The following is a 25,413-nucleotide window of genomic DNA, read 5'->3' as shown; positions in this document are numbered from 1 at the left end:
CTGTCGATTTTTAATCAACAGCGGTTTTTTTCTTAATAGTAGCTTCACTTTTTATCAAAGTTCTTTTTGTTTAGAGAAATAGTAAGGCATGAAGTCTTGAAAATATAACGATTAGTTACGGGTTGACTGGCTAATTTGTTTTGAGTTTATTTTATAAATGCACCAAAATTAAAGGAGTAAACTATTTTTTAGATTAATCTAATTTTGTACTTTTGTTAGACTAAATAGTCGACACTGTATCATAATGAATCTATCAGAACTTAAAAAGGGAGAAAAAGCCTGTATACTTGGAATTTCTAAAGGATGTACTTCAGAAGTGCATCAGCGATTTTTAGATTTGGGATTTGTTAAAGGTGTCGAAATTGAAATTCAAAACATAAGTCCTCTACGGGATCCTATTGCATATAATATTCACAATACTTTAATTTCATTGCGATTAGAAGATGCAAAAATGATTTCGATTGAAAAACTAGAACACAGACCATCATGATAAAAAGCGCTTGTGATAGTTGCGATTTAAATACGACTTCCGATCTTCTTAAATTAGGAGATTCATCGGGGAAGCACGATTATACTATAGCCTTAGCTGGAAATCCCAATACGGGAAAGAGCACTATTTTTAATGCATTAACCGGCTTAAAACAGCATACTGGAAACTGGCCTGGAAAAACTGTCACCCGAGCAGAGGGGAGTTTTTCTTATCGCGATCATCAATATAGATTAATTGATTTACCGGGTACTTATTCGCTTTTATCTACTTCTGAAGATGAAGAGGTCGCACGCGATTTTATACTTTTTGGAAGACCGGATGTAACGGTAGTTGTGGTGGATGCAGGCAGACTTAATCGTCATTTGAGTTTAGTATTGCAAATACAGCAAATAACAACTAAGGTAATTGTTTGTCTGAATCTGATGGATGAGGCAACTCGCCATGGTGTAGATGTGGATGTGCGAGCATTGTCACGCGACCTCGGTGTACCTGTGATTCCTACATCGGCAAGAAATAAAGAGGGAATTCAAGATTTACTGTTGGCTATAGATCAGGTGGCAACTGGAAAATTGGAGCCTAAAAAAAATTCTATATCAGGCATTCCTCTTGCGTCAAGAAAAGCAGTGGAAGCCGTTTCGGATAAATTATTACAGTTGGATGCAAATTTGCCTAGTGTTTCTTGGTTGGCGATGCGATTGATTCAAAATGATGACAGTATTAAAAAAGCTTTGGTAAGTGGTACTTTCTCAGAAGTAATTGATACCGATAATATTTTGGAAACATTTGCTTTGGCAAAAAAGTATAACGAACAACTCGGTATGCAATATGCCGATAATTTGGCAGAAGCGCTTTTTGCGCAGGTTGCCAAAACAGTTAAGACGACCGTAACCACAGTGGATAATCCGCGCTCTTTTAGAATTGATCGGGCTATTGACGATATAGTAACGAGTCGGATATGGGGATTTCCTATAATGTTATTGTTGTTGGGATTTATACTTTGGTTGACTATCGTTGGATCCAATTACCCTTCAAGTATGTTGTCAAACCTGCTGTTGGATAAATTCTATCCCTTGTTAAAAGAAGGTGCTGCCTACGCACATTTTCCATGGTGGTTGAGTGGATTTTTAATAGATGGTGTTTATTTGGCTACAGCCTGGGTTGTTGCGGTTATGTTACCACCAATGGCTATATTTTTTCCGTTATTTACTTTATTAGAAGATTTTGGATATCTGCCTAGGGTGGCATTTAACTTGGATCGAATTTTTAAAAAAGCAGGCGCGCACGGTAAACAGGCGCTGACGATGAGTATGGGATTTGGTTGTAATGCTGCAGGAGTGGTCGCAACGAGAATCATCAACAGTCCGCGTGAAAAATTAATAGCGATTATTACGAACAACTTTTCATTGTGTAACGGGCGTTGGCCAACACAAATATTAATAGGTACCATCTTTATAGGTGCTTTGGCTCCGCCGTATTTATCACATACTATTTCCACTTTAGCAGTAGTAGGTATCGTAGTTTTAGGTATCGGCTTTACCTTTTTTACCTCATGGTTATTATCGAAAACCATGCTTAAGGGAACGTCATCATTTTTTACCTTGGAATTGCCCCCATACCGACCTCCGAAAGTATGGCAAACCATTTATACTTCTTTAATCGATAGAACGCTGATCGTCCTATGGAGAGCGGTGATTTTTGCAGCACCTGCAGGGGCTATTATTTGGCTTATTAGCAACATTCATTTAGGAGGAGGGGAAAGTGTAGCGGTATGGACCATACAGGCTTTAGATCCTATTGCAATGATTATAGGGCTTAATGGAGTCATACTTTTGGCTTATGTATTGGCTATTCCAGCAAATGAGATTGTAATTCCTACCATATTGATGTTAACAGCGATGACATTGGGTGATCCCAATCTCGGGTCAGGTGCAGGTGTGATGTTTGAAGTCTCAGATGCGGAAATCGGAACTATACTACACAATGCCGGTTGGACTACACTGACAGGGATCAATTTGATGCTTTTTAGTTTACTACACAATCCGTGTAGTACGACTATTTATACCATTTACAAAGAAACAAAAAGCGCCAAATGGACTTTTGTTGCTTCGGTACTTCCTATAGTTTATGGAGTAATTGTATGTTTTACGATTACCCAAATCTGGAAGTTTCTATAATATTTTATCACAGTTTTTTTATCGTTTGAACGATAAATTGCGATAAAATATCGCTTCCTTGAACTGATCAAGTGCACCGACAGGCGTTTTCTTTGACGACGCTCTAGTAGAATGTATTGAACAATTTGGAGCATCGATACAGGAAATTCTTTGGATATATCTTGAGAATCTTTGCTATGTCAATAGTAGATAAATGGTGATTTATAATATTCTCATGGTTTTTTCGGAAGCTTGTTTTAGGGCAAAGGAAGGTCGGAACTTTTGTATATTTGTGTAAAAGTAATAAAATGTCAATAAAGAAAATACTGTTGCTCGTTGTCGTTGTTGCGGCATTAATTATAGGTGTGCTTCAAATCAGAAAAACTTATTTTTATAATGCTGATAAAACAGTAGGACAGGCCATTGATAGCTTAAATGGGGTAGTTGTTTATTATAATGGAGGAGTTGGTCATATAGGAAAACGAAATCTGACTGTTGATGACTATAATCTTGGATTAGAATATCAATGTGTAGAATTTGTAAAAAGATATTACTACGAGCGTTTTCAACATAAAATGCCGGATAGTTATGGCAATGCAAAAGATTTTTTTGACAACACTTTGGCAGATGGCATTGTAAATAAAAAACGTGATTTACTTCAATTTACCAATCCCAGTAGTTCAAAACCACAAGCAGAAGATTTACTAATTTATAGCCCGACTATTTGGAACCGATTTGGGCATGTGGCGATCATTGCGGAAGTCAGTACAGATTCCATTAAAATAGTCCAACAAAACCCTGGACCAAACGGTGCTTCTAGAGAAAAATATGCTTTAAAACAGTTTGATGGAAAGTGGCAAATAGATAATTCGAGAATTTATGGTTGGTTGCGTTTAAAACCAATGAAAGAGGAAATAGCTGATGCACTTTAAGGATTACATATAAAATAATCAACCGAAGTTTAATCCATTTAATAGGATGTGTTTACAAAATGATATAAAAAAAACGTTGGTTAATACCAACGTTTTTTATTTTCTTTTGAGCTTGCAGACTTTCTTGATTTGGTGCTGCTTTTAGCTGCTGGTTTTTTCTCTGCTTTTGCTTCTGTAGGTGCTGAGCTAGCTCTGCTTCCACTGCGATTTGCAGGTTTTTTCTTAGCATTCGCGGAGGTATGTGCCTCTTCTTTTAGTTCTTCATCCGTATAGGGGAAAGGATGGTTGTCTACCGTTTTTACGTGAACGTTAGTCAGTTTTAAAATATCTTTCCAATATGGTTTTTCATCAGCACTGCAAAAAGAAATAGCGATTCCTTCATGTCCAGCTCGACCAGTACGTCCTATTCGGTGTACATAAGTTTCCGGTACGTTTGGTAAGTCAAAATTGATCACATAAGGCAATTGATCAATATCAATTCCACGTGCCGCAATATCTGTTGCTACCAATACGGTAGTTTCTTTTGCTTTAAAACTTTCCAATACTCTTTGTCTAGCCGATTGAGATTTATCACCGTGTATTGCTTCTGCTTTTACACCATTTTTCTTCAAGGCTTTTACCACATTATCCGCACCGTGCTTCGTTCTACTGAAAACTAAAACACCCGATAGTTTTTCTTCACTAATTAAGTGATATAACAGCTTACGTTTGTTCAGTTTGCTAACAAAGTATATTTTTTGTTTAACCGTTTCTGCCGTAGAAGAAACGGGTGAAACCGTAACGTATTTTGGTGATTTTAAAAGCGTGTCTGCCAATTCTCTGATAGCCATTGGCATGGTAGCAGAAAAAAGTAAAGTTTGTCTGTTGTCAGGCGTTAATTTGACGATTTTTTTAACATCGTTGATAAAGCCCATGTCCAACATTTGATCTGCCTCATCTAAAACTAAAAAATGCAGGTTATCCAAGTCGATAAATCCTTGTTTGTTTAAGTCTAAAAGACGACCAGGTGTAGCAATTAGAATGTCAACTCCTTTTTTAAGTTGGTCGACTTGGTTTAATTGAGAAACTCCACCAAAAATAGTCAACTGAACCAGATTGGTGTATTTGCCATAGGCATCGAAGTTTTCTCCAATTTGAATGGCTAACTCACGAGTAGGGGTTACGATCAGAGCGCGAATTTTCTTTGCCTTTTTTGTCGAACCCACCATATGGTGTAAGTGGTTTAGAATCGGAATGGCAAATGCAGCCGTCTTTCCTGTTCCGGTTTGTGCACAACCAACCAAGTCTTCTCCATTTAAAATAATTGGAATAGCTTTTTCTTGTATAGGAGTAGGTGTGCTGTATCCTTGATCGATCAAGGCGCGTTGTAAACTTTTATTTAGAGATAATTCTTCGAATGTCATAAATATAATTGTAGGCTTTTTTATTAAAAGCATCATTGAATCTTGCAAAGATAGTTTATTTAGATTACAGCTGGGTTATCATCAGTAGTCTAATCAAGTAAAATCACTGTTTTAGTTGGAAACCGGGAAACGAAATAGGTTATACTATAATCGCCATTTTGAAATGTACGCAAATTTGAAATCAGATGTACATTTTTTCGTACTTATGCAATAACAATAAACCCTGTTTAAAAAGTCTTTAAACAGGGTTTATTGTTATTATGTGTTTAAATTAAAATTAGGTCTATCTCCTGCTAACAAGAGTCTGGTATTATCGATATTGTTTTCATATATATGAACATTCCCTAACATCAACGTAATTGACTTCAAAGGAAGCGATATTTGCCTACTTATTAAGTACAAGTGATAAGTATCCGCAGGCAGCCCCAAAGAAGCGTCAGAACTCCTCTGATAAGCTGAAAGCACAAGTTTACCATTATCTATCTGAAATTGTATTAGCGATAAACAAGGATGTTGATTACTTTCAATGTCATTTTTTCCTAAAAACAGCACATAATTTTTACTGTTCCTCTTTTCTTTATTTATCTTTTTAATCAAATCAGGCAACTGCTCAAAGTATGTAGGGTAACTATTTACTAGAATTGGACCACAGTAATCCCACCAAGCAATTCCAGCCTCTCTATATCTTTCTGTCATCCTTTCTCCTGATTGAAATAGGTCTAATTCTGTTTTTAACTTATTTCTGGCAATACCATGTCCCTCAAATATCTCTAATAGATCAATTGCTTTTAATTCTAACTTCTGATTAACTAAATATTTTATATTCCCTTTTTTATTTTCTTGAACCTTCCCTTTAGAAAGAACTTTTTGTAACATTACATGGTATTTATTCATTGCTTTATAATATTTATTGTTTGTATCTTTGTATTTCTCATGGATTATTTAAATAGCAAAGCCAGCATTAGAAGACTTATGTCCTCCAACGCTGGCTTTGGTGCTAAATTTAAAATCCGTGAGAAAGTTTTTAATTTGTTGGAGGACTTTTTAATCTTACTCCAAAAGATTTTATTATAGGGCTACAATGATTCCATTATTCACCCATATTTGTTTGTTTCCTGCAATAAAAGAACAGGATACACCAGTTTAACCATTATAGAAACTCCACCATTAGCGATATTCAGATTGGTCTTATTTCTAGGTTTTTAATTTTAAGTAACCCTCTGAATCCATATACATTGTACCTAAATCTATATCCTCGTTTCTAATAATATCTATTTCTTTTAAAACTTCTTGGAAGTTTATAGCAGGTCGAGCTACACCATTAACTTGAAATGCCCGAAAGTCGATTGCACCTGCAACCGGAATATCAGGACTATCTATACCAATTGATAGTCCATTTCTACTAGTATCAAGATACGCCACAACATTCTCGCCTGTTGAAACTTGAAAAGATTCTGTGATGATTCTAATTCTGTCAGCAATTACATCTATAAGCCGAATACCTGTAAATACGCCTTTCTTACAGTAAATACTTCCTTCTTTCCCATCTAAAATTAGGTTAGGATTTGTAGGGCTTGGATTTTGCGAAACCAAACGATTTTCTTTAAAGATGAATCCCGCCAAATTAGCCTCTTCAGCAACAATTAACTGAACAGCAAGTTGCTCTAGCGAATTGAGCTGAACATATTGGCTGGTTGGATTGATTTGTGCCACAACGTTATCATAACTGTCTTTTAATCTCCACCAAGTCTTAGTTAGACGGTGGTAGATATAATCGATTACATCATGATTATTTCTGTGCGTTTCTCCAGTTTTCCATTCCCGTTGAATAGGAATAGCTCCTGGTCTACCTTGAGTCCCTGATAAAACCTTCGTAATGGAAATAGATTCTTCATAAACGTTCCCATCAGTTGCCGTGACGACAACTCTAAAAGTTTCGACTTGATCAACCTGATTGTTTGCAACAATAAAGCTTTGATTTGTCCCACCTAAGGCTGCTCCTCTATACCATTGGTACGAACTGGCAACGATTCCATAATGTTGCGCAAGCAAAGTAATTGTTGCAGGGCTCGCTCCTTGAAACTGATTACCATTACTTTGTATTTTTACAAATTTCGCCAATTGGCGAAGTTTTATGCTCCTTTTTCCTCTTACCATTTTTCTTTTTTGTTTTATACTTCAGTAGCTTCAAAAAGTAGATCTATTTCACCACCGGCATCTGCAACTTGAGTTCCAGTGACTACATAACTTGCTCCGGTACCTTTAGGGCCTAACAGCGTACCATCAATTTTTATCTTCTGATAAGCATAGGACCAGTTGCCACTTGCTGGTGTAGTAGTTCCCCTAAACACTACCTTGGGAGAATATTTTATTTGCCCAGTCACTTCTAAATCGTCTTCGTGTCCAACGACACCATATTGCAATTCCAAAGTATCAGTTTCGTCTCTCACCGATATTATTGCAGTTTTAACTTTTAAAGCATTTTCAAAAATGTCGACAGAATAAGTATCATAAGTTGCAATATCATCCGCAGTTAATATAATTGTTTTTTGTGTTTTCCCTGGCAATAGCATTCTATTATCAGCTGTAGGATCATTGGCTAAATCTAATAACGGATCTAAAGTTGTTTTAAACCACTGATAAGTGATTCCTGCAGTCTGCGGAATTCCTCCTTTTTCCAAGATAGCTTCCAAAGTTACAGTTGGATATAATGCCGTTATTGCTGCACCACGACCATTTTGATCAACAATATAAGCAGTGTAGGTGTTAGCACTTATATTCTCTTTACTTATTGCAATAACCGCACTTACAGCCGTCGTATAACCACCAGTATAGGCATTCGCCGTAAATTCTATTGAGCTCGTTGTAAGTAAGGCAGACATGACATCTGCCTTTATTTTTAATGCAGGTACGGAGGTAGAACCAATACTATAAATGGTTTTTTCAAATCGATTGTCGGAATCTGAAATTTCAAGCCCATTAAACTTCCACTTAACCAAAGTCAATCCTGTATTCCCAACGGGAGTATTGCTCAAACTGGTCAATATTTGAGCATAAACAGTACGGTAGTTAGCAGGCTGTGCCCAACTACCTATTACGACATCATCTTGGTATTTTGCCACAAGGGGCTTATCTGCTATTAGCCCAGTGGTTAAACTATCGCCTTTTTTAGATAAAGAAATAGTTCTTTTTCCTCTTACTAATTCCATGAATCAATTTTTTTTAAAGCCAAAGCCGTTGTTATTTCTTTATATTCAGTTGTTTTCTTACCCGTATTCTGCTGCCAAATAGTTAGCAGATCACGTTTAAAAATGACAGTTCCATCATTTTTCTTGTAAGGGTGGTTTTGGGTAATTATCCCCAAGTCAACCGCTAATTTTTCATTCATGATTATACACATCATATTTTATAATTTTTGAGATAAATCTTCGAAGACCTCGTAGTCGAGCTCCTTATTTTGTGAATTGAGTTCTAAAAGTTTTGCCATCGGAATTTTTACTTTAAATCCTTTGTATAAGAAAGTTCCGTTTGTCTGCTTTAGCCAACCCACAGAAAAATGATCTGGTGCATTTTTTAAAATACCATCTGAGGTATTTAATACAATTTCATATTCTATCTCTGTTAGATCGGGATTGATAGATTCTGGCCCGATTAGTTGGGGTTCATAAATGGGATATTTTTTTAAAAGCAAATAGTCCCCCTTGTAGAGTATTGTCGGTTTGTCTGACGGACGATAATTAATTGGCAATTTTATGATTGTCTCGCTTTCTTGTTTTTTCTGATTAATCAATTTTTGAAGATCTGTTTTCGATGGAGACCACAATGGGGATAATACATTTCTAAAAGTTAATTTTTCAATAGTAGAGTATCCTGTTCTATCCATTGGATAAATAGAGAAGAACGCCCCCTTTAACATATCCAATTGAGGAGAAAAGAAAGCAGTAAAACTATTTTCTTTTTGAACGAAAGCAGTAATGTAATTAGATGCCCCATTATAATACAAAGCGAAATGACTTCCATTTAATATGCCTTTAAAATTACAATAACATAGAGTGCCTTTGGGTATGGTCTCGTCTAAATAATAATAAGCAGTAGGATAATTTTCATTATAGACTTTACGATAAGTATCGTTCAGTAGATTTCTAGGATTCTCGTTATATAATTTTCTAAATTCAATTACTTCAGGTTGTTCTTCGACCCAGGTATCTTGTAATTGATTTAAATACATAGAACAATCAGCAACTTCCACCTTAATGATATCACCAGTTTTTGAAATCGCGGAAGCTGGTACAAAAAGCTTATCCGTTTTACTGTTTAAGTATCCGTTTGAATCTGTAATCTCAACGTTGTTTTTCGACCAATAATAAGCAGCAGCTAGCTTTTCAGGGCCTCGAAATAAATCTGCCTGACAGATTAGTCCCTGATTATTGATTGTAGGGTATAGATTGTAGCCATAGGGCGCGCTCGTATTGAGTAAAGTCGCTGCAGTGGCAATAGGATTGGTAACCAAGACAAAACTATCTTGAAAGCTCGCTATTCGTTTACTAGTCGGCTCTAAGTATTTTGCAGTGAATGTTACCGTTACATTTTCCAAGTCGGAAATATTTTTAAACATCTTTAATTGGCCTTTCTCAATACCTTTTCCGATTTGAAACTCTCGGTTATTTTCCAAAACATCAATAAAGATGCCCCCCGATGAAATCCTCCACACAACATTGGTCAGATCAGCATTTACCAATCCATTTTTATAATTATGTGGATCATTGACACCGCATTCAACGAGAATGACAAGTGGATCAATTCGCCTATCCGGTTCGAAAAACAGATTATTGGTGTCATAGTTTTGGCGTACGGAACCGGCTAAAATCTTTGTGTTTTTATACGTGTTCAGTGGTTTGTAAACGATCTTTATTTTTTTTGTTCCCGTTCTCATATCTCAATTTTTACGGTTATAGTTTCATTATTAACGGTTGCTTGACAAGTAAAAGCCACGCTACCTAAATGTATATTTTGCGTAAAATCCTCTGCATTTAGCTCTAGAACTGCAGTGTTTTTATCAATTGCCCAAATTTCATCTGCGTCCTTATCTTCTTGAGTTGTACCTGATTCTCGATACCACTGCCATTTAACAACATCGTTTGTAAAATCTTTAAAATAACGCATTACAGTTGGCGTTAAGGATGTATTTAGGTTATCTGCATCTAATAATTCCCCTGCAGATGATTCAACAAAAAGACTTAAAGAATCAGTTCCCAAGACATCGGTTATTCTAGCAGGTATGTTATTAACTTTTTGAGTTGTTATAGCTAATTTATCAACCAGATGACCCATAACATATGTATCCTTCAAATACATCAGTTCTTTAATTACAAACCAATTTGGGAAACGCGAATCATCAGCAATTTCGAATGAAACATCGTGTTTGTTTTGCAAATTTTGTGTAAGGCCAATAATCCGCATTCGCCTATTAATACCTAACTCACTATCAATGATTCTAACGGAAACACCCACATCCAGCGTAATACCTTCACGCTCAAAATGTATTGGATCAGCAATAAGATTATATTGAACTTGTTCGGTTGCTCCTCGGTCTATTTCTGATTGGGCTTTCATTTTGAGTTTTTGTTCTGCTTCTAGGACATAACTTGCAGGCATTTGAATATCAGTTAAAACATATTTATCGAATACCGCTGGACTTAAATCTCCTGAAAGCAAAGGAAGGTTATTATCATCCGTATTGTTTTTAAGGACAAAGCGTTTGCTAGTCGAATCAAAAGATTTTAAATCAAATGTGTAACCTGCAAGTTGCCCTGTGTTGAATGTTACTTTTGCGCTTATTCCGGGTATTAGTATCGTTGTATTACCATCTTGATCTACTTCATTAATATCAAAATCGATATGACTATCCCAAAAAGAATCAGGAAACTCGTGATGAGTTCCAGTTACATAACCAACTCTAGTTGGATAAATGTCTTCGTAAACAACAGAATGTTCGATTAATCCAAATTTACTCGTGTTTTTTTCTAAATAAGGTACAGACATTTTTAGCCTACTTGATCCATAGTCAATAGGAAGGTTAGTGTTTCCTCCCGTAGCATATAATCTAGTATATATATTTGTTTCATCCTTTTTTTGACGAGTGATACTTCTTAGACCCTTGTTTCTCCCATATTGAAAAGTGAGATTAGTATTTTGATCTTTTTTACCAAAGTTGATTGTTTGTCCAACAATCCAATATTCTTTTTCAAACACCTCTGCCAACATACCTAGGGCCATTAAAAGATTTGTGGAAGAAAAGGTAAACAATTTCATCTCTGTCGAAACAACATCCCCTATATTCCAAAGTTGACCTACTCGTTGTGCATTTGCAATTACATGCTCAATAATCTCTTTGGCATTTGCATAAATAGAGTAGTCCGATTGAGTATATTTATTGTGTTCATCTAAGAACAACAACTGTGTTTTAGCAAGTTCGTACTTTATTGATTCAAAAACGCAAGTGTATCTATATTCAATAGTTGATATCTTTTCCACTGTCGGTGTTTGGTTTAATCTATAATTATTCTCATTAACAATTACATTGTCCCCAATTTCTAACAATTGATAGTATTGCAATGAAAAAGACATATTGACCAAGTCTTCTTGCATTAATTTAGTAACGACACTGCCTTCAGCTTGAATCGATACAACATGCGTTCCCCCTCGTTTTATAGTATAGATCATCTTACTTGAAGTGTTAAATCAAATTTCACAAATAGTTTTGGGACGTTTTTAAGTCTTTTTAAAGTTTTTTGAAATGAGTCAGATTTTTTATAAAACACTTCGTAAGTTCGATCATGGTCAAATATAAAAAGACGTTGCCATTCGGGTTTAGTTAATTCTTGGAAAAAAGCATTGTATTTTGCCCAAAAATCAGTAGGGCTCGAAGCAAGAATAGCACATTTTAGAGTAACTTCTTTATCTTTAAAGAATACTTGCCTTAAAGAATATTCCGTGCCGTTCTCTTCCGCCCAATCCCATTTCAAGCCTTCTTTCCGTTCAGGATAATTTAAAAGGGATGCTGTACCAGTTTGGATTATGAGCCCAAAATCGTTTTTTAAATTCTTAAAGTTTAAGGTATCCATGCGCCTGTTGCTCTTTGTAAAATAATATCGCGGGGTTGCCCGTCCAGTTTATCGTTTATTTTCTTCAACTGTGTAATTGCCATAGCTGTGTTTGAGGAAATTTCTCTTGTATTGTATTCTATTTTAATTTGCAGTTCGATTTGTTTACTTGCTGCTTCGAGCTGTTTTGCACCCGATGATTTTAAAATGGAATTCGTATCTATTTGTGTTAGTCTTAAGCCTCCAAACTGACCCGCAAGTAAATCGGCTTGTTTTTCTGTCATCCCTTTAATAGCTCCTTTTAAGGAATTTCCCTGATTCATAGAGCCAATGTCAATACCTGCTTGATTCAATATTTCAAGCTGTTCTTTAGATGAATTCACAATATTCATATACATGTCTTGAAAACGTTTTTTATCTTCTTCAGACAATATCCCATCCTTCATCATTTCGTTTAACTCATCTTGTAACTTTTGAATTTGTTCTGCCATAAGTTGTGTGGACAAACCAGAAAGAATTGCATTTCTTAAAAAGCCTTCTATGTCATCTGCAAAGTCTGCAAAGGTTTTTTTTCCAGATGCTAGACCTTGCTTTATTGAGTTTGCTAGTTCTGCTGGCGTTGTGCCAGTAATCAAATTTTTCATTTCAATTTCTAAAGCGCGCATAGCTTCTTCAATTGAGCCATATTCATCTTTTAACTTTTTTAGTTGTTCAAAAGCTTCTTTCAAACCTCCTTCAAAAGGATAAATATTATTGATTTTCATTAGTTTATCAAATATTTCATCCGTTAACATAGGCATTTCACTTAGATTATTGAAATCAAAGCCTAATAGTTCCCCTATATATGCACCACCTCCGACCTTTGCCAAATCACCCAGAACTGAATCTTGTAAGCTTCCAGTCAAAATAGGAGCAAAAAACACCTTTAAATAAGTATTATTTAGATCCTTAAGTACTCCTTGAGCATTTTGCTTCATCAGATTTAACTGTTCTTCTATTTGTCCTGTTCTGGATTGATAGAGGTCATTTATACTAGCTTCAATCAAGAGTTGATCTCTAAGTAGTTTATTATACTCTAATTGATTAGCATAAGCTTGTCTGGCTTGTCTAGCTCGTCTCTCTTGTTCTTTTTGTGATTGACGACCGATATCAGCTATCATTTTACCAACCATTGCTATTGCTGAGACAATGGCACCTACATAGTCACCACTCGCAATTTTGGAGAGAATGTTAGCAAAAGCAGATGCTAATTCCGCTGCCTGTACAATTGCCTCTCCTAATTCCGAATTAACATCTATAAGATTGTTTCCTAACCCTGCAGCGGAATTTGAAACTTCAATTATGTTATCAACTAATTTTGACGATTTTTCATCTGCTAATAAATCTGTTTTAGAATTAGCAATCTCTAAAAGCCTTAATAATTCAACAACCGCTTCATTACTTAACACTTTAGATTTTAGAATTTCTTTCTCTAGTCCTTTTTTTTCTTGTAACAGCGCTTTTTCCTTAATTCCTAAATCAGAGCTAGACTGTATTGCTTTTGCCTTCTGAATTTCATTTTCAATAAAAAGTTTTTGTTCCGCTGTAAGTAAATCCGCAGATAATCGATAATATTCTTCTAGAGATTCTATACGTACTTTCAGTTCTTTCTTAGTAACACCAATTAAGTCCTGCGTTAAATTTTTGAAAACTCGATTTTTTTGATAAGCCTCGTCTTTTAGTTGATTAATCGCACTGTTTTTTAAATATTCTAATTCTGCTAATTTGTTAGTTCTTACTTCTGCATCCTCAATTTTATTTAACTGCTTTTTATCAATTAGGTATTGCCTTTCAATTGCTTGTTTCTTTTCTTCAAATGTAATTGTCGCTTGATATGTATCTAGGTATTTTGAATCGTTATCTTTAGAGATTTCTAATTCTTGCTTTACGAGCATTTCTTTTAAAGCTTTAAGACGAGCTTCTTGTTCTGGAAAAGCAATTTCGTTAGTACTTGAATTTTCTATTTTTTCAATTTCAGACTTTAGTCGTGTTTTATAATCTTTAAAACCCTTCAAATCATTATCATATCGTTTCAATAATTCATCAGAACCAATTTGTGTTTTTAATTCTTCATAAGCTTTAAATAGCTCCTTTTCTAAATCTAGTTGCTTTAATAATTTATCCGTTCCATTATTATATAGTAAACTACTTTTTTCTTCGACTTCTAATTTTCCAATTCTTTCGATTTCTTTAGCATCTAATTTTGCTTTTACAGCTTGTTCTCGGAGTTTTTTAAAGCGATCTTCAATATCTGCTACTTCTTTGTCTATAGCAGTCATTCGTCCCTTTGAATATTCTCGCTCCGCTTGTGATATGGCTTCTAAAGCTTTTATTCTTTCTTGAAAAAGTTTATCTGCAGTTTTATCTTTTTTATCGTCTATTTTAATTTTAAGGCTATCAGCTAGTTTTGCAGCTTTTTCACTTATATCATTTGAGACTAGTAATAACTTGTCATTTTTCGCTTGCTCTGCTCGAAATTTCTTTACATTTTCTGTCACAATTGAAGAATATCCTTTTAAAGCATTGTCAACCTCTTGGTCGTTAGGTAATCCAATAATGCGAAGAACATCCTCTTGTGTTATTTCATAATTTGGATTTAAGTCCTTACCGAACATACCCCACATTCCGTCAAACATTTTATCGGAAAAATTCTGTAGGCTTTCGTACCATTTTATGTCGCCAGTGGAAAGAGCCATAATTTGCTCCAATAATTTTTTTTGCTTTTCTAGAGATAATATATAAGCTGCTTCTGCCTGAGATTTTAGTTGTAAATATTCTATGTATTTTGGAGCATTTTGAATTATCTTTTTCTCAAGTTCCGCATAATCCTTCATCGTCCCCAGAGTGTCAGAAAACTCTTTATTGAAGTCCTTTACAGCCTTTTTCTTTTGTTCTTCGGTCAGGGTTACATCTTTATTCTGCTTGACTAAAAGCTGAAGCTTTGCAATTTTTTCACCATACATTTCATTAGCTTTTTTGACTATGGATCTATTACGATCTAATTCATCACTAGTTAAACCAATGGCTTTTTTTACTGCATCCCAGTTAGCTATTAATTGACCTAACAGAACCAGTACGACACCAATACCGGTTGCTAATAAGGCTATTCTAAATGTTTTTAAAGCTCCTGTACTCTGTCCAACAGCAAGCGTATATATTTTATGAGCACCCGCTAACATTAGTGTGGCGATACTATCTTTTCGCTTCAGCTCCGTAGAAATCACTTGCAAAGATTGAAGCAAACTCATCGCAGAGGTGACTTTTAAGATTGTCTTTTCGATTTCTTTGTTTTCAGAGCCAAACAAAACGGCCGTACTTTTGGCTAAAGCATAACCCGCCGCAACTCCATTAGTTGCACGAATTAATGTGTCCAGGGAACTTGTTGCAGAAGCAGATGCTCCAATTTCACTATTTACCGTAGCAACTGCTGAGCGCAATATGGAAGCTTCTTGAGACATTGCTCGATACTGCTCGGTATTATCCTTTCCTTCCATTTTTAAGCGGGCCATCTGCTGAACAAGACCGTACAATTCAGCTTTCAATGCTTTGGACTTATCGCTTGTGTCTTGAAGCTTATTACCGAACTCATCAAACCCAGCTTTACCGGCTTGTGACAATTGACGAATACTCTGGTCTAAATTTTCAATGTTTTTATTTAGAATATTGATCTTCTCAACATCTGTTTCAGTGGCTAACTCACTTTTAAATCGAAATAAAGCATCTTTCATCTGATCGATACTATTACCAGTAGTGTCGTAGATTTTAGCTGTACGACCTAGTATCTCATTTGCTATAGAAATGTCTGTCTGTAAATTTTTAAAATCTTCAGATGCCTTATCCATGCCGGCCAATTTGGCTTCGACGAAATCAATCACTACTCCAAGTTGTTTCATCTCATCCGTAGCTTCATTTATGGTTGTTGACAATAATTCAAGTTCACCGTTACTTGCAAAGGTTGGTTTGAAAGTTTTATCAGAAATAGCATCGAGTATTTTTCCCGCTTCTTCTAGTTTTTGAACATCGAATACTTCAACCTTGTTTTTTGCCGAATCTATTAAATTGGCCATTTTAAGTTGAGCTTGTTCAAGACTATATGATAGTACACCTATTGAAGTAGGGTCTGTCGCTTCAGTCAACATTCCTTTTAAACCTGCAACTTCATTTGAATAGCTATTAAATGCCCTTTGTTGCGCTTTGGTTAAGTTAACCCCCTCCAACATGGCTTTATTGGCTTCCAATTGCTCGGTAACGTAGTTTTTAAAAGCGATCTCGCTGTTTTTTACAGCAGAATCCACGCCTTTCAATGAACCTTCAACGCGAGTAGCATCTTCTATTACTTGAGGAGAGTTGATAAGAAACTTAATTTCAATAGGATCTAAATCTGACATATTCTATTCGATATCGGACAACCAAGCTTCGAGCTCATCGTCGGAGTTAAATTTTGATTTTTTCTTTTCGGATAACTTAGGCGCATCTGCTAACATAAAGGTGAGGGTAGCAAATGGCATTTTAAGAATTGCATTTTTACTCCAGCCAGTTTTCTCGGCAATTGCATAAATGAATCCATAGACGCTATGGAAGCTTTCGCTTGTTAACTCGTCTTGTTTTGACTCAGGTTCATCGGCATCGTTATCCTTGTCGCCCCTGCTAACCTGATAGTATTTATAAAATCCTCAACCCCTCCATACACAATGATAAGTTGAAAAATGTAACTCATCTCTTGGGATGTAATTTCATTCCTTAAAAACCGAGCAACTAGCCCAACAAGCCACATTTTATACGATTTACTTAAAATAGCTATAGCAACAACGCGGCTCACCCCTTTACTGTGGTCCCTTACAAGCTCAAAGGATTCACTTAAAGTAAAATCTTTGTTATCTTTTATTTCCAATTTTAAATAAGCCAATGCAACTCTGAGTAGGGTATCCAAACTCAAAGCATGAATTCTAAAATGAATTTGTTTTTTTCCGAATATGCGTAAAAAAAGAGGTGCCGTGACAGACACTATTACACCTCTTTCTAACAATATATTCGCAGCTTTACTTTCTACTGCTTCTTTCATCCTATGGCGTTTTGTCACCGATTAACACGGCAGGTTTACCTGGACCAGGGCTCATTGGTTTGATGGTAACTTCAATTAACGAGAGACCATTTTTAACAAACTTAGAATTGAATTTAGCTAAAATCCTCGCTTTAGGAAATGAGAAATTCATACCCGTAGCAGTTGTGATTTCTACTGCTTGTATAATCTCTGGTGTATTGGTAGGCTCAGCCCATTTACCTTCTACTATAGTACCGCCTTTCAGTTTCTTTAAGGTTTCTGGAGAATAGTCAAAAGTGGAGAATTTCACTGATTTTGAGCCTTTTTGAGAAAAAGTTTCAATGGGATCATCTTCTTGATCACAGAACTCCTCAGTAATTTGTGCATCATCCTCAGTGAATTCACAAGAATCTTTATAGGTTCTGCAAAGTTCTGTTAGCGCAGTAGGCATAGTTCCATCAACTGATGGGTCTGCGGTCTTAACGGATTTAAGTCCGTATGTTCTTTTTTCTGACATTTTAAATAGTTTTTAAAAGATCTTTAATCTTCGTTTAAATTTTCAGTTTGTTCATCTGTCCCAGTTCCTACAGTAACCTCTTCTAGTAAGATTGTAGCTTCAACTTCAGTGTTTTTATCTTCTTTTTCTTTCTCTTGGATTTGCAGTTGAAGTTTAGTAATACCTAAGTTATGAGCCGGTTTCTTCCCAAAAAGTTTTTCGTACTTGGCAACGAGCTCTAATCTTTGATTTAAATCTGAGTCCGTGTCTGGAGTCTCTGCTTCCAGTTCTGTATTGACATTATTATCAATATAATGCTCAATATTTTTGTCGGATAAATACCTTGAGTGATCTTCTGCCCTTTGAAGGTCTTTAAAACCTTGGGCATCAGATGTAATAAACACTTCTGCTAAAGAGTGTGCTAGCATCATTACTTTTGCTTCGTTTCTGAATTTTTGTGCCATTTTAAAAATGAATTAAATTGTAATTAAATCCCACACCAATGTAGGGATGGGCTTGTATTGCTTTATCGTTTAATGTAAACCCATAACCCGCAGATATTCCAAACCCAAACCTTTTGGCAGGGCGTTCTTCGATTGTGAACGTATTTAAACTCTTTATTTTTACTCTTGAATCATCGGCAAACACATCGATATAATGTTGTTTTTTTCCAAGAAACCATTTCTTATCAGCGTATCTCACTACATTTAAAGAAATATCATACTTAAGCTCTAAATCTTGAGTCAGAGGATAGTATTGAATTTGCAACCATTTATCTTGATAAGTTACAGCATCAGCTGTGGGTGTCATTTTGATTTTCGCTTCAAGTTGGGCGTTTACTTTCGAGGCTTGAGTGATTTTATTTATCGAAAGTTTAAGTGCCTTTTCTAGCGAATCAGCGTAACTATTACTCAAAGCAAGGCGTCTTTCAAGGGCTGTATCCTTTATCAATTTGTCCTTAAAAACAGTATGCGGTATGCTGTCTCGGATGTATTGGGTAATAATCTGTGTTTTACCGCTTAGTTGGACAAGTTCTGCATAGCGCATATCTGCTTTTTTGTTCTCTTTATAAAGTGTAACAGCCATTACAATGCTTATTATACAAACAATAGCTAATACTGTAATTATCAAGTTTTTTTTCATTTCAATAGTTTTTTTACAAATTGTTCTGTCCTGCCTCTGTATAAGCTATCGAGATTCTGATTTTCATTTTCAAGGGCATTTGATTTTTGTTTGTAAAACAACATCGATTCATATAAATCTATGCGTTCGGAGCGTTCTTTTAAAATCAGCCGGTACAGTTCTTTCTTTTCGCTTTCACACTCCTTAACAGTATCTTCTCGCCGGTAAAAAACAGTTCCTAAAAGCGAGCCAAATACCAAAATCAAACCGATTAAAAATGCTATGAAAACCGCTTTTGGATAATTCTGTATGTCTTGAATTTTAAAAGGTTGCGGTAAGTCGGTTTTCATACTTGTTTTAAATATTTTGTTGCTTAAGCCATTCTTTTACTTCGAAACTGGGACATTCTTTTGTCCATTCGTTAGGGCTTATAACACCATCTCCATTGAGGTCTGGGCTCAAATCACGATGACCTACAATTATAGCAGTAGGGAACATTTCCTTAGCTCGAAGTACTTCCTGTCTCAGTACGCATTTTTGCTCTATTGTACGATTGTCGATTCCATTTTGTCCCCCAATCCAACTAATATGATAACTATTAGCATTATAACCTGCAACACCATTTGCGATTTGCTCTGGAGCAGCTAATTCAGTTACAGTTCCATCTGATGAAATGATACGATGGTAACCAGGATTATTCCACCCAAGAGAGCTCTTCCAAAAAACCTTGATACTTTCAACTGTTTGGGACTGTTTCGCTCCCGTGCAATGAATTACGATTCGATTTACTTTTCTCATCTGTTTTGTTTTTATTGTGCCGACTCACATCGGCACATATAATTAAACCAAACTTTGCATTAAGATTCCAACACCTTCGTAGCCTTTGCGTCGAGCTCTTCCTCCACATCTAACCAAGAAGGAATAGATGTCCCCATAATATGTTGGATCGCCAATACGTTCAAAAGCTTCGGTGGTTCCGATAGCTTTCTCGGTCATATTTTTGTTCCAAAACAAACAACCCTCTGAATCGGTATCGGCTTCAACAGCCCCAAACGCTTTAAATCCTTTGTCTGAGCCTAAAATATAAACACTAGAACGCTCCATTATACTCCAACCTTGAACCTTATAAATGATACCAGCTCTACGCTCTGCTTCTGAAGTAGCTTGCATATAAGTAGCTGTGATAGGGCTGTCAGCAGGAAACATTTGAGTGATCGCCTCTGCTGTTAACAAGGCAAACATATTCCCTTCAGTCCAAGCCTTTTTCTTTACAAAATCCTTTCTCATATATTGAAGATCTGTCAAGCTATATGCCTTACGTTTACCGGTACCCACGGCCGAGTCTACTTCAATTGCAGAACTAGTCAGAATGATATTAGCCTTTGGAAGTTCTTTGTTATCCCCAACTGGGCTTACTACCAAGTTAGTTAGCATACCTTCTGCAACCTCCTCAGATAGATTCGCTAAATCTTGATCTAAAACAGAACGACGTTTGTCGTAACTTAATTCCTTAGTTTCTGCATTTTTAATATGAACCGGATCGGATGTGTACTCATCAATTTTATAAAGAACTTCCGTGTCTTTACGTTGTTTTACCACTGCTGGTAAACTTTGCCTGTTCTTTACAACAGCAGATGGTTCTCCTGCTTGTGGTAAGTGAACAATACTACCATTGATAATGTTATCACTAGATACATCAGCGATATGATTTAGAAAACTATTGTCTTCTAAGAGTTTTTTCTCAATGGTCTCTGCCCAAATTTCTACTTCTATAGCCATTTTTTATTTATTAGGTTCTTTGTTAAACTTTTCTTTAAATCGTTGAACAAAATATTCAGGATGATTTAGTTTCATACTTTCTAATTTGTTGCCTTTATCTAATTCATCCCAGCTCATTTTATCAAATGCAGATAAAGTTGCCTGTTCTCCGAATAATTTGTCGGCAATTGGATTGCGTTTTGGCAATGCTTTTAAAAGCCCTGTAGCCTTTTCAAAACCACCTGATTTTGCTAAATCTTCAATAGCTTTTTTTCCTGCTTCATCCATGCGTCCATCGAGTTGAGCAGCACTCAATTCATTATCAAAATTGGCTTTTAGGGTTGCCGTTTCTTTCGACTTAAACTCTGCAACAGTTGCTTGAAGATTGTTTACTTCAATCGCTTTTGCGCTTAGTTTTCCTTCAAGGCTTTTGATTGCTTCTATAACTTCAGGCTCTTGAGCCGAATCTGATAGCTGTAGGTGTAATAACACTTTTTTCATTTGTATATTTGGTTTTTGAATTTGTGTGTTTTGTGCCGCAGAAAGGCACATCGCTTTAATGTCCGTCTCTGTAAAAGCCATTCCATCTTGTGCATAAAGCATCAATGTGTTTGCTGATGATGGTACGGCTACTATGGAAATTTCCTTTAGCTCGCATTTTACAAGTACCAACTCGCCATCTAAAAAGATTAAATCGTCTGCATTAAAGTCAAAACCTAACGAGCAAGCTTTTATCAGACCTTCATTTACTTTTCTAGCTACTTCTTTTCCGTCGATGTCTTCTGTATTGAAAATGACCTCTCCTAATAGTAAGCCATCTTCAAACCTCAAATTACTCCAAGCTCCCAATACGTCTTTAGGTGTATTTCTGTGATCATTTAAACAGATGGGATTTCTATTAAATCGATCGAGGTTTATTCCCGAATTAAGGATTCTAAAACCATAATTGTTTTGCATGGATTCATCATTGAGTACAAAGGTTTTATTCATCTGTTTTGCTATTAATTCGTATTATTTGATGCAAAGATTCTTCAAAATCAAAGCGTGTAAAAGTTGGTAAAACATCATACTCCTATTTTAACAGTATGATACCCTTGCCCAATAGGCGTCATACTTTACCAACTTTCTCAAGCACACTTTAAGAGTCATTTTTGTATAAAAAAATATGGCTAGGATGACTAAAGAGGAGCAGGAAAAAAAGCAAGAACACGCCAAATTGCTCTATACCAAAGAAAATATAACTTCATATAAGGAATTAGCGGAACGCGTTGGAGTCACTGAAAAAACAATTGCGAAGTGGGTGGAAACAGGTGGATGGAAAAAATTAAAACGAAATATCCTTTTGACTCGTGAAGAACAAATGGTCAATATGATGGATGAACTTTCAGAACTCAATGAGTTCATTAAAAATAAAAAAGAAGGTGAACGATACGCTGATCAAAAAGAAGCTCAAATCCGACGACAATTAGTAAAGGATATAAAGGATTTAGAAACCAAAGCAATGCTACCGGAGATAATTAATGCGCTAACACAATTCTTAGATTTTGTTCGTCGTGAGAACATTGACGACACGAAATTACTAGCGGGATATGTAGACTCATTTTTAAAAATAAAATTACGTAGCTAATGGCTTTTGTTAAAACAAAATCAAAGGAGGATAAAGTGGCCTTGGATTTTTGGGAAGAGTATTACAAATCACTTAAAAATACTGAAGTAGTAGATACTTCTGAACCCGAAGAAGAAAAGCTTTCCAGAATTAAAAGACTTGAAGCTGATCCCGAAGCTTGGTTTAAATATTACTTTGAAAAGTATTGTTCGGCAGAACCTATGCCATTTCACAAACGATCAACCAAGAGGGTATTAAACAATGCTGAATGGTATGAAGTACGCCCTTGGTCTCGTGAAATGTCGAAATCAGGGCGAACCATGCTTGAAATGATGTATTTGCATTGCACAGGTCAGAAGAGGTTTACGTTTATGATTTCAGCAAATAAAGACTCTGCGGAGCGCTTATTGAAACCTTACAAGCTTGCCTACGAAAAAAATCAAAGATTGCGACATGATTACGGAGATCAAGTTAATTATGGAAGCTGGGCCAGTGATCAATTCACAACTAAATCGGGTTCCTATTTTATTGCCGTTGGTGCAGGCCAAGCACCTCGTGGTGCAAGAAACGAAGAGCTACGTCCTGATAGTATTATTATGGATGATTTTGATACTGATGAAGAGTGCCGCAACCCAGACTTAATTGATAAAAAGTGGGACTGGTTTGAACAAGCAGTTTATGGAACTCGTTCTATTTCAAATCCGATGTTAGTGATTTTTAATGGAAACATCATTGCCGAGAATTGTTGTATTAAAAAAGCAATGAAGGTTGCTGATTTTTTCGAGATCATAAATATTCGAGATAAAAATGGCAAGAGTACTTGGCCAACTAAGAACACTGAGGCAAATATTGATAGAGTACTTTCTAAAATATCAAAGGCATCAGCTCAAAAGGAATATTTCAACAATCCAATTGTTTTAGGTAAAGTTTTCGAAAAGCTTCATTACGGAAAAATGCGCCCTTTAAAGGATTATAAGTTTTTAGTGGCATATACAGACCCCTCATACAAGAAAAATGGAGATACCAAAGCAACGGCTCTTGTTGGAAAGTGGAAAGATGAATACCATGTTTTACGCATGTATTGCGGACATGTAAAAACTTCCACAATGCTTGATTGGCAATATGACATTCTGAGTTGGGTAAACGACCGGGTAGCAGTGTACTTCTGGATAGAATGGCCTTGGATAGATGATATGTTGAAAGAAGAAATCAAACTAGCAAATAAACGACACAGCATAACACTTTCTTTAAAACCTGATGAGCGATCAAAACCAGATAAATTCTATCGGATTGAATCAAATCTAGAGCCTCTAAATGAGAATCTTAAACTGATTTTTAATGAAGAAATCAAAGAAAACGATTATATGAAGGAATCTGAATTTCAATTTAAAGCACTTTCACCAAAATCAAGAGCTCATGATGATGCCCCAGATGCTGTCGAAGGTGGGGTTTGGAAAGTAAATAATAAAGTAAAAGAAAATGTAGGTCCCCCTTCCATTATTCTACCATTTGAAAATAAAAAGAGGTATTAGCGTTAAACCTTGCTCCGAAATTATCTTTAATAATATGGGACGCAAATAAAATAACCAGTTATGTATTTAGAAATCGAAGAATTAAAAACACATGCGTATGACGAAGAAATCAGCGCAATCATTAGAGAGGACGAAACCATTGCACACGCTTGTATAGATATCGCAATTGAGTTCTCAAGTAGCAAACTAATGAAACATTACAAAGTGGACGAAGTGTTTTCACAACAAGGGAAAAGTCGCAACCCATTAGTTTTAAAGATAGTTAAAGACATCGCAATTTGGGAACTCATCGGACTTTCTAATCCAAGTATTGATTACCCAGACAAAAAATTCAGATACGAACAAGCAGTCGACTGGTTAACGGCGGTATACAAGGGAATGCCGGCCAACTTACCACGATTAGAGGACAATTCAAACCAAGCATCTTCTTTTAGTTATCACTCAAATCCTAAACGGTCAAATCATTTCTAATGGCAAAATTGAAACATAAAAAAACAACACCTATTAAAGTGTCACAAACTTTAATAATAAAACCGCCACAACGCACTACTGTTGGTATAGAACGTTGGCGATCGGCCATGACACAAGCAGATAAAGGGAGAAGAGCAACATTAGTTGACCTATATAATGATCTGTTAATTGACACTGTTTTATCCAATGCTGTTGAAAAAAGAATCATGGCAATCACGAATTCCGATATCGTTTTTCAAATCAATGGAAATCAAATTGAACCCATGATGGATCTTATTGATACTCCAGAGTTTGAAAATCTTTTAGAAGAGATTATGAAAACAAAGTTTTATGGTAAATCCATCATAGAATTAGATTTTTCTAATGGTTTTAAGAGTACCTCTATCGATAGACGACATATCAATACAGAATCAAAACAGATATTGATCAACATGTTTGACGTTACAGGTATCACTTATGAAAATGACGATTTTATTCTAAATCTAGGAAAAGATACCGATTTGGGAATTTTCTTAAAAACCGCGCCACACGCTATTTTTAAACGAAATGGCTTTTCAGATTTTGCCCAGTTTTGTGAATTGTTTGGCATACCACAGTTAGTAGGTTTATACGACCCTGATGATGATACTGGTCGTCAAGAGATGGAAACCGCATTTAAACAAAGGGGGTCTGCAGGCTCTGTTGTTATGAGTAAAAATGGAGATATCAAAAGTATCGGTGAAAATGCCTCTGGAAATGTTGATATACACGATCGGTTTTTAAATAAGTGTGATGAACAAATACTAATCGGTGTATTAGGACAAACGATGACTACTAAAGATGGTTCTAGTTATTCACAAGGTAAAGTTCATGCAGATGTGGAGAATGATATTAATAAGTCTGATCGACGATTTGTACAACGCATATTAAACAAAGAACTCTTACCACGACTAGAAAAGCGCGGATATCCTGTAACAGGTGGTTGGTTTAGTTTTGCCGAAGAAGGTGATAATTTGACCAAATTGGAACAACTCGACATAGCAGAAAGAGTCGATGCGAAAATACCTATTGATAAAAAGTATTGGTTAGAGAATTTTGGGCTTCCAAAAGGAGAAGACGAAGTATTATCTGATAAAAAAGACATTCAACCAGAACTTGAAAACAAAGAAAAAGAAACCAAAACGGAAGTCGAAAAAACCAACAAAACAACTGCTTTAAAATTATCGTTTTTTGATCAGTTAAAAGATTTTTTCGCAAACGCTCCTCGTTAGAAATCAATCTACACGAG

General features: G+C 35.8%; 24 protein-coding genes. 7 read left to right on the top strand and 17 right to left on the bottom strand.

The window, feature by feature from the left end; all coding sequences use genetic code 11:
* Window positions 1-244 precede the first annotated feature (244 nt).
* The 3 genes from L1275_RS15180 (at window position 245) to L1275_RS15170 (ending at window position 3,575) form a co-directional block, all read left to right on the top strand.
* The gene (locus tag L1275_RS15180; RefSeq protein ID WP_253475314.1) at window positions 245-490 is read left to right on the top strand and encodes a FeoA family protein; all 246 of its coding nucleotides are present in this window, start codon (window positions 245-247) and stop codon (window positions 488-490) included.
* On the top strand, window positions 487-2,664 hold the full coding sequence (gene feoB / locus L1275_RS15175) for a ferrous iron transport protein B (protein WP_253475311.1): 2,178 nt from the start codon (window positions 487-489) through the stop codon (window positions 2,662-2,664). The genes L1275_RS15180 and feoB overlap by 4 nt, the downstream gene beginning before the upstream one ends.
* A 287-nt stretch (window positions 2,665-2,951) precedes the next feature.
* Window positions 2,952-3,575, top strand: coding sequence for a CHAP domain-containing protein (locus tag L1275_RS15170; RefSeq protein WP_253475308.1), 624 nt, complete (start codon window positions 2,952-2,954; stop codon window positions 3,573-3,575).
* Window positions 3,576-3,655: 80 nt separating this feature from the next.
* Here the strand turns inward: L1275_RS15170 and L1275_RS15165 are convergent, their stop codons facing one another.
* From L1275_RS15165 to L1275_RS15085, 17 genes are all read right to left on the bottom strand, one after another.
* Window positions 3,656-4,978: a DEAD/DEAH box helicase gene (locus L1275_RS15165; RefSeq protein WP_253475305.1), complete on the bottom strand. Its 1,323-nt coding sequence runs from the start codon at window positions 4,976-4,978 to the stop codon at window positions 3,656-3,658.
* Between the two features lie 258 nt (window positions 4,979-5,236).
* Window positions 5,237-5,854 (bottom strand): thymidylate synthase, encoded by a 618-nt coding sequence (locus L1275_RS15160; RefSeq protein WP_253475302.1) that lies wholly within the window; start codon window positions 5,852-5,854, stop codon window positions 5,237-5,239.
* 318 nt (window positions 5,855-6,172) lie between these two features.
* A complete protein-coding gene (locus L1275_RS15155) occupies window positions 6,173-7,099 on the bottom strand; it encodes a hypothetical protein (RefSeq protein WP_253475299.1) in 927 nt (308 codons plus the stop codon).
* Window positions 7,100-7,149: 50 nt separating this feature from the next.
* Window positions 7,150-8,187 carry a hypothetical protein gene (locus tag L1275_RS15150; protein ID WP_253475296.1) on the bottom strand — a complete coding sequence of 346 codons (1,038 nt, stop codon included), beginning with the start codon at window positions 8,185-8,187 and terminating at the stop codon, window positions 7,150-7,152.
* Complete coding sequence (locus L1275_RS15145; protein ID WP_253475293.1) at window positions 8,178-8,366, bottom strand: hypothetical protein; 189 nt, start codon at window positions 8,364-8,366, stop codon at window positions 8,178-8,180. Before L1275_RS15145 ends, L1275_RS15150 begins: the two co-directional genes overlap by 10 nt.
* 18 nt (window positions 8,367-8,384) lie before the next feature.
* Window positions 8,385-9,911 (bottom strand): hypothetical protein, encoded by a 1,527-nt coding sequence (locus tag L1275_RS15140; RefSeq protein ID WP_253475290.1) that lies wholly within the window; start codon window positions 9,909-9,911, stop codon window positions 8,385-8,387.
* The gene (locus tag L1275_RS15135; protein WP_253475287.1) at window positions 9,908-11,701 is read right to left on the bottom strand and encodes a phage tail protein; all 1,794 of its coding nucleotides are present in this window, start codon (window positions 11,699-11,701) and stop codon (window positions 9,908-9,910) included. The genes L1275_RS15140 and L1275_RS15135 overlap by 4 nt, the downstream gene beginning before the upstream one ends.
* On the bottom strand, window positions 11,698-12,102 hold the full coding sequence (locus L1275_RS15130; protein WP_253475285.1) for a hypothetical protein: 405 nt from the start codon (window positions 12,100-12,102) through the stop codon (window positions 11,698-11,700). Before L1275_RS15130 ends, L1275_RS15135 begins: the two co-directional genes overlap by 4 nt.
* Complete coding sequence (locus L1275_RS15125; RefSeq protein ID WP_253475283.1) at window positions 12,090-16,508, bottom strand: hypothetical protein; 4,419 nt, start codon at window positions 16,506-16,508, stop codon at window positions 12,090-12,092. Before L1275_RS15125 ends, L1275_RS15130 begins: the two co-directional genes overlap by 13 nt.
* Before the next feature lie 203 nt (window positions 16,509-16,711).
* Window positions 16,712-17,182: a hypothetical protein gene (locus tag L1275_RS15120; RefSeq protein ID WP_253475281.1), complete on the bottom strand. Its 471-nt coding sequence runs from the start codon at window positions 17,180-17,182 to the stop codon at window positions 16,712-16,714.
* 1 nt (window position 17,183) lies between these two features.
* On the bottom strand, window positions 17,184-17,678 hold the full coding sequence (locus L1275_RS15115) for a hypothetical protein (protein WP_253475279.1): 495 nt from the start codon (window positions 17,676-17,678) through the stop codon (window positions 17,184-17,186).
* A gap of 23 nt (window positions 17,679-17,701) precedes the next feature.
* Window positions 17,702-18,121 (bottom strand): hypothetical protein, encoded by a 420-nt coding sequence (locus tag L1275_RS15110; RefSeq protein WP_253475277.1) that lies wholly within the window; start codon window positions 18,119-18,121, stop codon window positions 17,702-17,704.
* A gap of 1 nt (window position 18,122) precedes the next feature.
* Window positions 18,123-18,800 carry a DUF6808 domain-containing protein gene (locus tag L1275_RS15105; RefSeq protein WP_253475275.1) on the bottom strand — a complete coding sequence of 226 codons (678 nt, stop codon included), beginning with the start codon at window positions 18,798-18,800 and terminating at the stop codon, window positions 18,123-18,125.
* On the bottom strand, window positions 18,797-19,129 hold the full coding sequence (locus L1275_RS15100) for a hypothetical protein (RefSeq protein ID WP_253475273.1): 333 nt from the start codon (window positions 19,127-19,129) through the stop codon (window positions 18,797-18,799). Before L1275_RS15100 ends, L1275_RS15105 begins: the two co-directional genes overlap by 4 nt.
* Window positions 19,130-19,136: 7 nt before the next feature.
* On the bottom strand, window positions 19,137-19,577 hold the full coding sequence (locus L1275_RS15095) for an N-acetylmuramoyl-L-alanine amidase (RefSeq protein ID WP_253475271.1): 441 nt from the start codon (window positions 19,575-19,577) through the stop codon (window positions 19,137-19,139).
* A gap of 42 nt (window positions 19,578-19,619) precedes the next feature.
* Entirely contained in the window at window positions 19,620-20,558 is a 939-nt protein-coding gene (locus L1275_RS15090; RefSeq protein ID WP_253475268.1) for a hypothetical protein, read from the bottom strand.
* Window positions 20,559-20,561: 3 nt separating this feature from the next.
* Window positions 20,562-21,527, bottom strand: coding sequence for an HK97 family phage prohead protease (locus tag L1275_RS15085; protein WP_253475265.1), 966 nt, complete (start codon window positions 21,525-21,527; stop codon window positions 20,562-20,564).
* A 184-nt stretch (window positions 21,528-21,711) separates the two neighbouring features.
* On the opposite strand from L1275_RS15085, the gene L1275_RS15080 reads away from it, so the two are divergent.
* Genes L1275_RS15080 through L1275_RS15065 form a run of 4 tightly spaced genes read left to right on the top strand, consistent with a single transcriptional unit; the run spans window position 21,712 to window position 25,396 of the window.
* The gene (locus L1275_RS15080; protein ID WP_253475262.1) at window positions 21,712-22,164 is read left to right on the top strand and encodes a transcriptional regulator; all 453 of its coding nucleotides are present in this window, start codon (window positions 21,712-21,714) and stop codon (window positions 22,162-22,164) included.
* Window positions 22,164-23,675 (top strand): hypothetical protein, encoded by a 1,512-nt coding sequence (locus L1275_RS15075; RefSeq protein ID WP_253475260.1) that lies wholly within the window; start codon window positions 22,164-22,166, stop codon window positions 23,673-23,675. Before L1275_RS15080 ends, L1275_RS15075 begins: the two co-directional genes overlap by 1 nt.
* 60 nt (window positions 23,676-23,735) lie before the next feature.
* Window positions 23,736-24,146, top strand: a complete 411-nt coding sequence (locus L1275_RS15070) for a DUF1320 domain-containing protein (protein WP_253475257.1) — start codon at window positions 23,736-23,738, stop codon at window positions 24,144-24,146.
* Window positions 24,146-25,396 (top strand): DUF935 family protein, encoded by a 1,251-nt coding sequence (locus L1275_RS15065; RefSeq protein ID WP_253475254.1) that lies wholly within the window; start codon window positions 24,146-24,148, stop codon window positions 25,394-25,396. The genes L1275_RS15070 and L1275_RS15065 overlap by 1 nt, the downstream gene beginning before the upstream one ends.
* Window positions 25,397-25,413: the final 17 nt, after the last annotated feature.

Source organism: Flavobacterium sp. HSC-61S13, from assembly GCF_024171535.1.
Taxonomy (GTDB): Bacteria; Bacteroidota; Bacteroidia; order Flavobacteriales; family Flavobacteriaceae; genus Flavobacterium.
The sequence above is the reverse complement of the archived record's forward strand: the minus strand, read 5'-3'. Positions and strand labels throughout refer to the sequence as shown.

Bases quoted from the DNA above. Each gene is read 5' to 3' on its own strand.
- L1275_RS15075 (WP_253475260.1), top strand. From the start codon at position 22,164: ATGGCTTTTGTTAAAACAAAATCAAAGGAGGATAAAGTGGCCTTGGAT.
- L1275_RS15105 (WP_253475275.1), bottom strand. From the start codon at position 18,800: ATGAAAAAAAACTTGATAATTACAGTATTAGCTATTGTTTGTATAATA.
- L1275_RS15095 (WP_253475271.1), bottom strand. From the start codon at position 19,577: ATGAGAAAAGTAAATCGAATCGTAATTCATTGCACGGGAGCGAAACAG.
- L1275_RS15180 (WP_253475314.1), top strand. From the start codon at position 245: ATGAATCTATCAGAACTTAAAAAGGGAGAAAAAGCCTGTATACTTGGA.
- L1275_RS15080 (WP_253475262.1), top strand. From the start codon at position 21,712: ATGACTAAAGAGGAGCAGGAAAAAAAGCAAGAACACGCCAAATTGCTC.
- feoB (WP_253475311.1), top strand. From the start codon at position 487: ATGATAAAAAGCGCTTGTGATAGTTGCGATTTAAATACGACTTCCGAT.
- L1275_RS15110 (WP_253475277.1), bottom strand. From the start codon at position 18,121: ATGGCACAAAAATTCAGAAACGAAGCAAAAGTAATGATGCTAGCACAC.
- L1275_RS15120 (WP_253475281.1), bottom strand. From the start codon at position 17,182: ATGAAAGAAGCAGTAGAAAGTAAAGCTGCGAATATATTGTTAGAAAGA.
- L1275_RS15140 (WP_253475290.1), bottom strand. From the start codon at position 9,911: ATGAGAACGGGAACAAAAAAAATAAAGATCGTTTACAAACCACTGAAC.
- L1275_RS15090 (WP_253475268.1), bottom strand. From the start codon at position 20,558: ATGGCTATAGAAGTAGAAATTTGGGCAGAGACCATTGAGAAAAAACTC.
- L1275_RS15125 (WP_253475283.1), bottom strand. From the start codon at position 16,508: ATGTCAGATTTAGATCCTATTGAAATTAAGTTTCTTATCAACTCTCCT.
- L1275_RS15160 (WP_253475302.1), bottom strand. From the start codon at position 5,854: ATGTTACAAAAAGTTCTTTCTAAAGGGAAGGTTCAAGAAAATAAAAAA.
- L1275_RS15085 (WP_253475265.1), bottom strand. From the start codon at position 21,527: ATGAATAAAACCTTTGTACTCAATGATGAATCCATGCAAAACAATTAT.
- L1275_RS15070 (WP_253475257.1), top strand. From the start codon at position 23,736: ATGTATTTAGAAATCGAAGAATTAAAAACACATGCGTATGACGAAGAA.
- L1275_RS15100 (WP_253475273.1), bottom strand. From the start codon at position 19,129: ATGAAAACCGACTTACCGCAACCTTTTAAAATTCAAGACATACAGAAT.
- L1275_RS15145 (WP_253475293.1), bottom strand. From the start codon at position 8,366: ATGAATGAAAAATTAGCGGTTGACTTGGGGATAATTACCCAAAACCAC.
- L1275_RS15165 (WP_253475305.1), bottom strand. From the start codon at position 4,978: ATGACATTCGAAGAATTATCTCTAAATAAAAGTTTACAACGCGCCTTG.
- L1275_RS15115 (WP_253475279.1), bottom strand. From the start codon at position 17,678: ATGTCAGAAAAAAGAACATACGGACTTAAATCCGTTAAGACCGCAGAC.
- L1275_RS15135 (WP_253475287.1), bottom strand. From the start codon at position 11,701: ATGATCTATACTATAAAACGAGGGGGAACGCATGTTGTATCGATTCAA.
- L1275_RS15130 (WP_253475285.1), bottom strand. From the start codon at position 12,102: ATGGATACCTTAAACTTTAAGAATTTAAAAAACGATTTTGGGCTCATA.
- L1275_RS15150 (WP_253475296.1), bottom strand. From the start codon at position 8,187: ATGGAATTAGTAAGAGGAAAAAGAACTATTTCTTTATCTAAAAAAGGC.
- L1275_RS15065 (WP_253475254.1), top strand. From the start codon at position 24,146: ATGGCAAAATTGAAACATAAAAAAACAACACCTATTAAAGTGTCACAA.
- L1275_RS15170 (WP_253475308.1), top strand. From the start codon at position 2,952: ATGTCAATAAAGAAAATACTGTTGCTCGTTGTCGTTGTTGCGGCATTA.